The sequence below is a fragment of the Gluconobacter roseus NBRC 3990 genome (assembly GCF_006538885.1).
GTDB classification, from domain to species: domain Bacteria; phylum Pseudomonadota; class Alphaproteobacteria; order Acetobacterales; family Acetobacteraceae; genus Gluconobacter; species Gluconobacter roseus.
Map to the genome: position 1 here is coordinate 314,581 of NZ_BJLY01000003.1, position 11,613 is coordinate 326,193.

The window sequence follows — 11,613 nt, forward strand, 5'->3', positions numbered from 1 at the left end:
TTACCGGTTCAGGGCGCCACGCAGCGTGGTGACCAGATCGGTCTGCTCCCAGGTGAAGTTGTCCAGAACAGGATCCGGCGCACGACCGAAATGGCCGTAAGCGGAGGTCGGAACATAGATCGGACGGTTCAGGCGCAGATGCTTGCGGATGCCGCGCGGGGAGAGGTCCACAACTTCGTTGAGGATCGCACCCAGACGGGCTTCGTCCACATCCTTGCCCGTGCCGTCGAGGTCAACATAGACCGAGAGCGGCTTGGACACGCCGATGGCGTAGCTGAGCTGGATCGTGCAGCGGTCGGCAAGGCCGGCAGCCACAACGTTCTTGGCGAGGTAACGTGCGGCATAGGCTGCCGAACGGTCCACCTTCGTGGGGTCCTTGCCGGAGAATGCGCCACCACCATGCGGGGCTGCGCCACCATAGGTGTCGACGATGATCTTGCGACCCGTCAGGCCGGCGTCGCCGTCCGGTCCGCCGATGACGAAGTTGCCGGTCGGGTTCACGTAGAACTCGTCTTCCGGGCAGGTCCAGCCTTCCGGCAGGATGCCGTTGACCACGTCGCGCAGCGTCTCGCGGATCGTGTTCTGGCTCATGCCCTCGACATGCTGCGTGGAAATCACGACGGACGTAACACCAACGGGCTTGCCATCGACATAACGCAGCGTGACCTGGCTCTTGGCATCCGGCAGAAGGCCGACGCCGCGGGCGTCACCGTTCTTGCGGTAGTCGCGGATGCGCTCGAGGATCGTCTGTGCGTAATACAGCGGCGCAGGCATCAGGTGTTCGGTTTCGCGCGTGGCGTAACCGAACATGATGCCCTGGTCACCGGCGCCCTCGTCCTTGTCGCTGCCGCTGTCAACGCCCTGGGCGATGTCTGCGGACTGTGCGTGCAGGTAGGAGGTGATGTCGGCCTTCTTCCAGGAGAAACCTTCCTGGTCGTAGCCGATGTCCTTGATGGCTTCACGGGCACGGTCGATCAGCGTGTCCTCGACCTCTTTGGGGCCGCGGACTTCACCGGCCAGGATGACGCGGTTGGTGGTGACCAGCGTCTCACAGGCAACACGCGCTTCCGGATCGGCCTGCAGATAGGCGTCCAGAACGGTATCGGAAATGCGGTCCGCCACCTTGTCGGGATGGCCCTCGGAAACGGACTCGGACGTGAAAAGGAAATCGCCGTGATTGCGCACTCAGGGACCTCGCAGGGAATGAGTGGTGAGAAGGGCCACAGGGTGTCTTGGCAGACAGGCTGTGGCATTCAGGGAGGGGACGGCTTGGCGGAATTGGGCGCAAGGGTCAAGGGGCTGCGTGAAGGCTGAACGCGGTTTTCTGCGGGAAAGTCCCGGAAACCGGCTACAAATCACAAAAAAGAGATCGTAGGCACCCGTTTCATTTTTCAACGACACCGTCCATGCTGCGTTCGTGTTCCCGCGACCCTTGTTGCCCGTCACGGGTGCGGTCCCGGGAAAAACAGAGTTTGAGGCATTCGGAATGTCGAAGAAGTTTAACGGTAAAGTCTGTCTGGTCGCCGGCGCGGGTGGCAATATCGGTCTTGCGACCGCCCTTCGTCTGGCAGAAGAGGGCACGGCCATCGCCCTTCTGGACATGAACCGCGAGGCCCTGGAAAAGGCGGAAGCCTCCGTCCGTGAAAAGGGTGTCGAGGCCCGCTCCTATGTCTGTGACGTCACGTCCGAAGAGGCCGTGATCGGGACGGTGGATACCGTGGTCCGGGACTTCGGGAAGATCGACTTCCTGTTCAACAATGCCGGCTATCAGGGCGCCTTTGCCCCCGTGCAGGACTACCCGTCAGACGATTTCGCGCGCGTGCTGACGATCAACGTCACGGGCGCCTTTCATGTTCTGAAAGCTGTCTCGCGCCAGATGATCACGCAGAACTACGGTCGTGTGGTCAACACCGCCAGCATGGCTGGTGTGAAGGGACCGCCGAACATGGCTGCCTATGGCGCGTCCAAGGGTGCCATCATTGCCCTGACCGAAACAGCCGCGCTGGATCTCGCCCCCTACAACATCCGCGTGAACGCCATCAGTCCCGGCTACATGGGGCCCGGCTTCATGTGGGAGCGTCAGGTCGAGCTTCAGGCCAAGGTCGGAAGCCAGTATTTCTCCACCGATCCCAAGGTCGTAGCCCAGCAGATGATCGGCAGCGTCCCGATGCGCCGCTATGGCGACATCAACGAGATTCCCGGTGTGGTGGCGTTCCTGCTGGGGGATGATTCCAGCTTCATGACGGGGGTGAACCTGCCGATTGCTGGTGGTTGATTGGGGGGTGTCCGGGCTCTGCCCGGGCCCGGCAGGGATCTTGATCCCTGCACCCTGTTTTAAGTTAGCGTTTTAAGGCGTCGGCCATTGTGTAGAGGCCGGCGGGGCGTCCGGCCAACCATCTTGCGGCCAGCAGGGCGCCTCTTGCGAAGACCCTGCGGTCCAGGGCGCGGTGGGACAGGGTGATCTGCTCATCCGCCGCCATCAGAACGAGATCATGTTCGCCCACGATCTGCCCGCCGCGCAGGGAGGCGAATCCGATCGCGCCATCCGGACGTCGGCCGTTCTGGTCGGTCCGGGCCACGTCCTCGAAATTGACTCCACGCCCTTCCGCTACAGCCCGGCCAATCGCCAGTGCCGTGCCGGATGGCGCGTCCAGTTTCTGGCGGTGATGAACCTCCAGGATTTCCGCATCATAATCTGGCAGCCCCGCCCCAAGCTGCCGCGCCAGTTCCAGAAACAGCGTCAGCGCCGGTGAGAAATTGGCGGCCTGAAGAACGGGAATATGCTGCGCCGCCGCGTTCACGGCATCCTGCGCGCCCTGATCGAGCCCCGTCGTCCCCAGAACCCAGGCGCATCCGGCCTGTGCGAAGGCTGTCGCATGAGCCGGCACGGTCGAAGCATGGCTGACATCGATCACGACATCGCAGCTTTTCGCGAGCGCGGCGGGATCAGTCGTGATGTTGCGCTGGGCGTCTGCGGTGCGCGAAAGGCCGCCGACGAGGGCGTCCCCGGCCTCTTCGGCACAGAGCGTTCCAAGCCGGCCCGTAATGCCGGCGATACCAATGCGGGGAGCGGAAATCAGGGTCATGGTCGGTCCATCAGAACGAAAAAATCAGGTGTTGGCGTCAAGCCGGGCATCGAAACGGGCACGGGCCGCCTCGATTTCGGGACGGTTCGACAGCGCCCACTGACCGAAGGCTTCGGTCAGCGTCCACAGCGATTCCCCGAGCGTCGTCAGCTCATAATCCACGCGCGGCGGAGTCGTCGGTGTGACGGTCCGCAGGACGAGGCCGTCGCGTTCCAGATTGCGCAGGGTCAGGGTCAGCATCCGCTGTGAAATCCCGTCGATCGCACGGCGCAGTTCGCTGAAACGGTGCGGCCCGCGCCCGAGCGACTTGACGATCAGGATGCTCCACTTGTCCGTCGTGCGCGCCAGAATGGAGCGGATGACGGCACAGGCATCGCTGTTCTGCGTGCAGTCTGGCGGGGATGGAGACGCAGTGGGGGATTGGGTAGTCTCGCTGATGCGAACATCCATGTGCCTATGGCTCCGGAATGTGCCTTCTTGCGGCGGGGTTCAAAGGTTCCTTATCTGGTGCTGGTTACGATCAGGAACCGGAAAGATCAAAATGAAACTTCTCCACATCGATTCCAGCATCCTTGGTGACAGCTCCGCCAGCCGTCACGTCAGTGCCGCCGCTGTCGCGCAGTTCCGCAAGAAAGATCCGTCCGTCGAGGTCATTTCCCTCGACCTCGCCAGCGATCCGCTGCCGCATCTGGATGTCGAAGCGCTGTCCTGGCTCGGCAAGGACCTGACGCCGGATGTTTCGGGCCGTCCCGAACTGATCGCTGGCGCAAATGCCCTGAAGGACTTCAAGGCCGCGGACATCGTTGTCATTGGCGTGCCGATGTACAACCTGTCGATTCCCAGCCAGCTCAAGGCCTGGATCGACCGTATCATGGTGGCGGGCCAGACGTTCCGTTACACGTCCGGCGGCGGGATCAAAGGTCTGGCCAATGGCAAGAAGGTCGTGCTCGCCGTGGCCCGTGGCGGCCTCTATGGCGAAGGCTCTCCGGCCGCATCCTTTGAGCATCAGCTCAGCTATCTGAAATCCGTATTCGCCATGATCGGCATCACGGACCTTACCGTGATCGAGGCCGAGGGCCTTGCCACGAACGGTGGCGCCGACCGTGCCCGCATCCTGTCGGACGCGGAACAGAAGGCCAGCGCGCTTTAATCAGTCCGTCACACCGGTATCCGGTCCGAACGTCTCGTAACGCAGGCGCTCGGCCGGAACGCCGGCTGACGGCAGGCCGTGCACCATGTCACGCATGAAGCCTGTCGGACCACACAGATAGGTCGAGACTCCGCCGGGCAGCTGCTCGGCCACCCAGGCGGCAGTCGGGCGACCGTCTTTCTCCGTCAGGCGCGTGACCACCCGGATGCGTCCCGCAGAGTTGTGAGAGAGTTCCGCCAGACGCTCCGCAAACGGCGCGGTTTCGGCGGAATGGGCGATCTGCACGACATGAACGGGCGTCGTGCCACCGGGCCGGGCCAGCGCTTCCAGCATTCCGATCATTGGCGTGATACCGATCCCGGCACAGACAAACGCCAGCGGTCCCTCGACCTTTTCCGGCAGCATGAAATTGCCGGCGGGCGGCGACAGCAGGATCTGCGTTCCCTCACATTTTCCGCTGTTCAGCCAGCCCGAAACCACGCCATTCGAAACATGACGCACGCTGATGCGATAGTCCTTCCGGTTCGGGCTGGACGTGATGCTGTAATTGCGGCGCGTGCGTCCATGGTCCGGAATATCCAGATCAACGCCCAGATATTGTCCCGGAACGGCACTGATGACCGGCTTGCCATCCACAGGCTCCAGTGCGAGCGACGTGACATTCGCGCATTCCGGAACAGTGCGGGCAATGCGGAACGGACGCCAGCCGGTCCAGCCGCCTTCGGCATGGGCGCTGCTGTCGTAAAGCTGATGCTCGCGGCCGATCAGGATATCCGCCAGCGCCCAGTAGGCCTTGCCCCAGGCGTCGAGGATTTCCGGCGTTGCGGCATCCCCCAGAACGGCCGAAATCGCGCCGAGCAGAGCCGTGGCGACATGCGGATAATGTTCCGGCTGGATTTCGAGGCTCGTATGTTTCTGCGCGATCCGTTCGACCGCACCGCCCATCACACCCAGATTGTCGATGTTCTTTGCATAAGCCAGAACGGCCATGGCCAGCGCCCGGGGCTGCGTGCCGTTGGACTGGTGCGTCGGGTCGAACATTTCCGCAATCGCGGGATCGGCCAGCAGGCGGCGGTACATTTCGGACGTGATCGTGACGCCATGGGCTTCGAGCGCCGGGATGGTCGCCTTGATGATGGCGATGGTCTCGGGCGTGAGGCTGCGGTCGGCGGAAGTGGACATGAGCGGTCCCCTTAAAGATATATCTGATATACACCTTTAGAAACGTGACCTGAGCCTGTCAATCTGGCAGAGGAGTCGTCATGCGCCTGACATTGCACACCGATTACGCCCTGCGCGTGCTGATCCACCTTGGGTCTCACACGTCACGCCGCGTCTCCATCCGCGAGATCGCGCAGGCCTATCGCATTTCCGAGAACCATCTGGTGAAGGTCGTGCACCGTCTGGGGCAGGGCGGTTTCGTCACGACCGTCCGCGGGCGCGGTGGTGGACTTGAGCTCGCGCGTCCGGCTTCAGAAATCAACGTGGGCGCGGTCGTCCGCTTTACCGAAGACGACATGACGCTGGTGGATTGCGAGGGCCGCAACAGCACGGACGGCCGACCCTGCGTCCTGTCTCCGGCCTGCGTGCTGCGCGGCGTGCTGGGCGATGCGCTGGGCGCGTTTCTGGCGGTGCTGGACCGCTATACGCTCGCCGATCTGCTGACAGGTCGCGAGGCTGCACTTTTTGGTCTGGGCCTGCCTCACGAAAACTGAGATTTCCGGAATGTGAATGGACCTTCCGCGCTCCAGTGCGTCATGTCGAAAGACCGCCACAAATCCGAGGAGCCTCTCATGAGCCAGCAGAACTTCCGCAGCATCCTGACCGGATCGTTCTCCACGCCCTGCGATGACAACCCAACCGTCGCCATGATCGAGGCCGCGTACCGGCACCACGACATCGATGCCCGTTACATTAACTGCGACGTCAAAGCGGAGAACCTGAAGGACGCGGTCGCGGGTGCGCGGGCCATGGAATGGGTCGGGTTCAACTGTTCCCTGCCGCACAAGGTCGCGGTGATCGAGCATCTGGACGAACTGGCGGAGTCCGCCCGGATCATAGGTGCGGTGAACTGCGTCTCCATCCGGGACGGGCGCCTGATCGGCGACAATACGGACGGGAAGGGCTTTCTGGCGTCTCTGAAACAGGTCGCGGACCCGTCAGGGAAAAAGGTCCTGCTTCTGGGCGCGGGCGGGGCTGCGCGCGCTATTGCCGTGGAACTGGGGCTCGCGTCCGCCGCCCATATCACGGTCATGAACCGCGATCCCAAAAAAGCCGAAACCATTGCCGCACTGGTGCGGGACAACACATCCGCCAAAGCCGACGTTCAGGCATGGGACGGCGAGGCCAGTGCGCCGGAAGACGTGGACATCCTGATCAACGCGACTTCCATTGGTCTGGGCGATGCGGACGCTATGCCGCCGCTGAAGGTCGAAACCCTGCGCAAAGGACTGATTGTCGCCGATGTCATCCCGAACCCGCCCAGAACGCGCCTGCTGCACGAAGCAGAAGGTAGGGGCTGCACCGTGCTCGACGGGCTCGGAATGCTGGTCAATCAGGGCGTGATTGGCGTGGAGCATTGGCTGGGCAAAACGCTGGATGCCGGCGTTATGGAGCAGACCCTGAAGGATATTTTCGGCGCGGCCTGACATGAAAAAATCCGGCGTCTCCGAAGAGAGCACCGGGTTTTTTGCAGATCTGGAAGATCAGCGGCCTTCGAAGAAGTCACGGACCTTGGCGAAAAAGCCGCTGTTTTCGGGGCTGCCCTTGGCGTGGTCGTCCCCGGCTTCCTTCTCGAACTCTTCAAGAAGTTCGCGCTGCCGCTTCGTCAGATGGCTCGGCGTTTCGACCGAGACCTGGATGTACATGTCCCCACGGGCCGAGGAGCGCAGGACCGAGAAACCCCTGCCGCGCAGACGGAACGTCTCGCCGGTCTGCGTCCCAGCAGGAATACGGACCTTGCTGCGGCCACCATCCACGACCGGAACCTCGACTTCCGTACCCAGAGCCGCCTGCGTCATGCGCAGCGGAACGCGGCAGTAGATGTTCGATCCGTCGCGCTGGAAGATGTCGTGCGACAGGACGGAGATGTGAACGTACAGGTCGCCCGGCTGCACGCCTTCGCTACCGGCCTCGCCCTTGCCGGCCATGCGGATGCGGGTGCCATCCTCGACTCCGGCCGGGATGTCGATGCTGATGGTTTCCGTCTTCGCTTCCGTGCCCGTGCCATGACAGACCTTGCACGGATTGGCGACCGTGCGCCCCGAACCATGACAGGTCGGGCAGGGACGCTCGACGAGGAAGAAGCCTTGCTGTGCGCGGACCTTGCCCGCACCATGACAGGTCGGGCAGGTGCTGCTGCCAGCCTTCGGATCGGCCGAACCCGAGCCGTGACAGGCTTCACAGGTCACGCGCGTCCGGACTTCGACGTCCTTCGTCACGCCCTTAAAGGCTTCCATCAGCGTGATCTCGACCTGAACCTGGACATCCGCCCCGGTCCGGCGGCCACCACCGCGGCGTCCCCCCATCATGTCGCCGAACATCTGGTCGAAGATGTCACCCAGACCGCCTGCACCGGCAAAGCCACCACCGAAGCCGCCGCCCATTCCGCCCATGCCACCTTCAAAGGCGTCATGGCCGTAGCGGTCATAGGCCGCGCGCTTCTGCTCGTCCTTCAGGACGTCATAGGCTTCATTGATTTCCTTGAACTTCTGCTCGGCGGCATCGTCACCCGGATTACGGTCGGGATGGTAGCGCATGGCCTGTTTGCGGAAGGCTTTCTTCAGCTCGTCCTGCGAGGCCGTGCGGGAGACTTCAAGGGATTCGTAATAGTCGATTCTGGTGGCCATGTTCGGTCCTTGGGGCGGTCCTGAAGGGCGGTCCCTGTCGAGGGCCGGAAAACAAGAATGGCGCCCACCCCCTTGCGGGAACGGGCGCCCTCGGAAAACAGGGTCAGACGGAGCGTTCAGCCCCGTCTGCGGAAGTCACCCGATCAGTGCTTCTTGCTGTCGTCTTCGAGGTCTTCGAAGTCGGCATCAACGACGTTTTCGTCTTTCTTCTCGCCTTCCGGTGCAGCGCCACCTTCAGCGCCCTGGCCAGCCTGATACACAGCCTGACCAACCTTCATGGCAGCCTGCGTCAGCTTCTCGCTGGCAGCTTTCAGGGTGTCGAGGTTTTCGCCACCCAGAGCTTCGCGGGCTTCGGCGATTGCAGCTTCAGCTTCGGACTTGTCAGCCGCCGGAACCTTGTCGCCACCTTCGGTGATGGACTTCTCGGTCTGGTGGATGAGGCTTTCCGTGCTGTTGCGCAGTTCGACCAGTTCACGCTTGGCCTTGTCAGCGGTTGCATTGGCTTCCGCGTCCTTGACCATGCGGTCGATGTCGGAGTCAGACAGACCGCCAGAAGCCTGGATCTTGATCTGCTGTTCCTTGTTCGTGGCCTTGTCCTTGGCGGACACATTCACGATGCCGTTGGCGTCGATGTCGAAGGTGACTTCGATCTGCGGCACGCCACGCGGCGCCGGTGCAATGCCCTGCAGGTCGAAGTTGCCCAGCAGCTTGTTGTCAGCTGCCATCTCACGCTCGCCCTGATAGACCTTGATGGTCACGGCATTCTGGTTGTCTTCAGCCGTGGAGAAGGTCTGGCTTTTCTTGGTCGGGATCGTCGTGTTGCGGTCGATCAGACGGGTGAACACGCCACCCAGCGTCTCGATACCCAGCGACAGCGGCGTCACGTCGAGAAGCAGGACGTCCTTGACGTCACCCTTCAGGACAGCGCCCTGAACGGCTGCACCGATGGCAACCACTTCGTCAGGGTTGACGTTGCGTGCCGGATCCTTGCCGAAGAATTCCTTAACCGTCTCGATGACCTTCGGCATACGGGTCATGCCGCCGACCAGGATGACTTCATCGATCTCGTTCGGGGAGACGGACGCATCCTTGATGGCTGCACGGCACGGGCCGAGCGTGCGCTGGATCAGGTCTTCAACCAGGCTTTCCAGCTTGGCGCGGGACAGCTTGACGACAAGGTGCTTCGGACCGGAAGCGTCAGCCGTGATGAACGGCAGGTTGATCTCGGTTTCCTTGGAGGAGGACAGCTCGATCTTGGCCTTCTCGGCGGCTTCCTTTAGGCGCTGCAGGGCGAGCTTGTCACCACGCAGGTCGATGCCCTGGTCCTTTTTGAACTCGTCAGCCAGGAAGCCGATGATGCGGTTGTCGAAGTCTTCACCACCCAGGAACGTGTCACCGTTCGTGGACTTCACTTCGATCACGCCGTCGGAGATCTCGAGGATGGAGACGTCGAACGTACCACCACCAAGGTCATACACGGCCACCGTACCGGAATCGCGCTTGCCAAGGCCATAGGCGAGGGCTGCTGCGGTCGGCTCGTTGATGATACGCAGGACTTCGAGGCCGGCGATCTTGCCGGCATCACGGGTTGCCTGACGCTGGGCATCGTTGAAGTAGGCCGGAACCGTGATGACGGCCTGGGAGACGGTCTCGCCAAGATAACTCTCGGCGGTTTCCTTCATCTTGCCCAGAACATAGGCTGCGATCTGCGACGGGGCATACTTCTCGCCGCGGGCTTCAACCCATGCGTCGCCGTTGTCGCCACGGACGATGGCGTACGGCACCATCTCCTTGTCCTTTTGGACGGTCGGGTCGTCGTAACGACGGCCGATCAGACGCTTGACGGCATACAGGGTGTTGGACGGGTTGGTGACAGCCTGACGTTTTGCGGCCTGTCCGACGAGACGCTCACCGTTATCGGTGAAAGCGACCATGGACGGCGTCGTGCGGGCGCCTTCGCTGTTTTCGATGACCTTGGTTTCGTCACCCTCGCGCACTGCAACGCAGGAGTTGGTGGTACCAAGGTCAATGCCAATGACTTTGCTCATATGTTCTTGTCCTCTCAGCGGTCCGTCCCGGCCCTGTGAGGCACCGGATCGGACCCTATTGACGTATCCAGACCCTCACGGGCTGTGTTCCGACTACTGATCTAGGCAAGGCCGCAAGGCGTTTCAAGCACTTGCACGACACATTTCGTCGAGAATGTTCTCTTCCCGCATGCCGAAGGGGAAGATGAGTGTTTCAGATATGGCCTGCGCCCTCTAGTAAGGTTGTGCCTTCCGCTTTGCCTGCCAATGGGACAGTCTCGACACAGCCATGCCGAATCATTCTTACTTTCGTGCCACGCTGCTGGCTGCCCTGGCCTGCTTCTCCGCAACCGGCCTCTCTGCCTGTGGCCCGATGGGGCCGGGCAAGCTGCGGAATGACCAGCTCGAATATTCCCGCGCCCTGGGCGATACCCAGAAGCACGAGATGCTGCTCAATATCGTGCGGCTGCGCTATGCCGATCCCCCGACATTTCTCGATACAACGCAGGTGATTGCGGGCTACAGCGTTTCCAAGAGCGTCAGTGGCGGTTTCTATGCCTATCCGGCAACGGCGGTCGGGAATTACCTGTTTGGCACGGGAACGATGTCCCTCGGGGAAAACCCGACCTTCACCTATCAGCCGGTGACCGGCCAGCAATATGCCGAGAACGTAGTCCGGCCGATTTCGCCAACCGTTATCATGCCACTCAGCCTTGGCGGTCTGCCGATCGACACATTGCTGCGTCTGACGGCGCAGTCCATTGATGGCCTGTCCAATGTGCGCGGTCTTGGCGCGGGGCCGTTCGGGGGCGGTTCTGTCAGGTTCTATCTGCTGCTGCACGATCTGCGACAGCTCCAGATTGCCGGGGCCATGACGATCCGTATCACCAACGAAGGGACTCCGGCCCCTGACGCCAAAAAGAACGGCGGCAAATCCGATAATAACAATGCTGGTAATGGCGGCGGCGCAGAACGCTCCTATCTTGTGCTGACTTCCACGTCGGACAGCAATCTGCTGGCGATTCAGGCGGAAGTACGCCGGCTGCTGCATCTCGATCCGGGCGCAGAAGAGGCCGAGATCGTTTACGGACCCTATCCCAAGCATCCCGGCAAGCAGATCGCTATTCTCACCCGTTCCATGCTCGCGATGCTGACGCAGCTGGCCTATGAGGTCGAAGTCCCGGAAGACGACATCAAGACCGGCCGTACGCCGCCTACAATCGGGCAGGTCGGGATTGAGAACCGCCCGGAAGTCGTGATCCATTCAGGCAAGGAAGAGCCCGACGCGCGTTATGCTGCGGTCAGCTACAACAACACCTGGTTCTGGATCAGCGACCGGGATTTCCAGAGCAAACTGGCCTTCACCATGGTGCAGGTGCTTGCGGCTCTTGCGGCCACAAATCACACGGGTGGTGCAGTCGTGACAATTCCAGCTGGGTAATAAAGATAACGCACATTTGAATTTATCCAAGTGGAACTGTATTATCACACGGTTTTGTTAG

Annotated in this window: 11 protein-coding genes; 5 read left to right on the top strand and 6 right to left on the bottom strand. The window is 61.8% G+C overall.

Going from position 1 to position 11,613, the window contains the following annotated elements; genetic code table 11:
- Complete coding sequence (gene metK / locus GRO01_RS08870; protein ID WP_011252436.1) at nt 1-1,185, bottom strand: methionine adenosyltransferase; 1,185 nt, start codon at nt 1,183-1,185, stop codon at nt 1-3.
- Nucleotides 1,186-1,486: 301 nt separating this feature from the next.
- Between metK and GRO01_RS08875 the strand changes: the two genes are divergently transcribed.
- Nucleotides 1,487-2,275, top strand: a complete 789-nt coding sequence (locus GRO01_RS08875; RefSeq protein WP_141306955.1) for an SDR family NAD(P)-dependent oxidoreductase — start codon at nt 1,487-1,489, stop codon at nt 2,273-2,275.
- 64 nt (nt 2,276-2,339) lie between these two features.
- On the opposite strand, the gene dapB is transcribed toward GRO01_RS08875, so the two are convergent.
- Together dapB and GRO01_RS08885 are read right to left on the bottom strand one after the other, a co-directional pair.
- Entirely contained in the window at nt 2,340-3,086 is a 747-nt protein-coding gene (gene dapB, locus GRO01_RS08880; RefSeq protein ID WP_062511038.1) for a 4-hydroxy-tetrahydrodipicolinate reductase, read from the bottom strand.
- A gap of 24 nt (nt 3,087-3,110) precedes the next feature.
- A complete protein-coding gene (locus GRO01_RS08885) occupies nt 3,111-3,536 on the bottom strand; it encodes a winged helix-turn-helix transcriptional regulator (RefSeq protein ID WP_062511039.1) in 426 nt (141 codons plus the stop codon).
- A gap of 91 nt (nt 3,537-3,627) precedes the next feature.
- On the opposite strand from GRO01_RS08885, the gene GRO01_RS08890 reads away from it, so the two are divergent.
- Nucleotides 3,628-4,236, top strand: coding sequence for an FMN-dependent NADH-azoreductase (locus GRO01_RS08890; protein ID WP_062511041.1), 609 nt, complete (start codon nt 3,628-3,630; stop codon nt 4,234-4,236).
- Here the strand turns inward: GRO01_RS08890 and hmpA are convergent, their stop codons facing one another.
- Nucleotides 4,237-5,418 carry an NO-inducible flavohemoprotein gene (gene hmpA / locus GRO01_RS08895; protein ID WP_062511043.1) on the bottom strand — a complete coding sequence of 394 codons (1,182 nt, stop codon included), beginning with the start codon at nt 5,416-5,418 and terminating at the stop codon, nt 4,237-4,239.
- A gap of 80 nt (nt 5,419-5,498) precedes the next feature.
- Between hmpA and GRO01_RS08900 the strand changes: the two genes are divergently transcribed.
- Nucleotides 5,499-5,951, top strand: a complete 453-nt coding sequence (locus GRO01_RS08900; protein WP_062511045.1) for an RrF2 family transcriptional regulator — start codon at nt 5,499-5,501, stop codon at nt 5,949-5,951.
- Between the two features lie 78 nt (nt 5,952-6,029).
- Nucleotides 6,030-6,884 (top strand): shikimate dehydrogenase, encoded by an 855-nt coding sequence (aroE, locus tag GRO01_RS08905; protein ID WP_062511469.1) that lies wholly within the window; start codon nt 6,030-6,032, stop codon nt 6,882-6,884.
- Between the two features lie 57 nt (nt 6,885-6,941).
- On the opposite strand, the gene dnaJ is transcribed toward aroE, so the two are convergent.
- Both dnaJ and dnaK read right to left on the bottom strand, forming a co-directional pair.
- Nucleotides 6,942-8,084, bottom strand: coding sequence for a molecular chaperone DnaJ (gene dnaJ / locus GRO01_RS08910; RefSeq protein ID WP_062511047.1), 1,143 nt, complete (start codon nt 8,082-8,084; stop codon nt 6,942-6,944).
- Between the two features lie 143 nt (nt 8,085-8,227).
- Nucleotides 8,228-10,132, bottom strand: coding sequence for a molecular chaperone DnaK (dnaK, locus tag GRO01_RS08915; RefSeq protein WP_062511049.1), 1,905 nt, complete (start codon nt 10,130-10,132; stop codon nt 8,228-8,230).
- Nucleotides 10,133-10,400: 268 nt separating this feature from the next.
- On the opposite strand from dnaK, the gene GRO01_RS08920 reads away from it, so the two are divergent.
- A complete protein-coding gene (locus tag GRO01_RS08920; protein WP_174787425.1) occupies nt 10,401-11,552 on the top strand; it encodes a hypothetical protein in 1,152 nt (383 codons plus the stop codon).
- Nucleotides 11,553-11,613 lie beyond the last annotated feature (61 nt).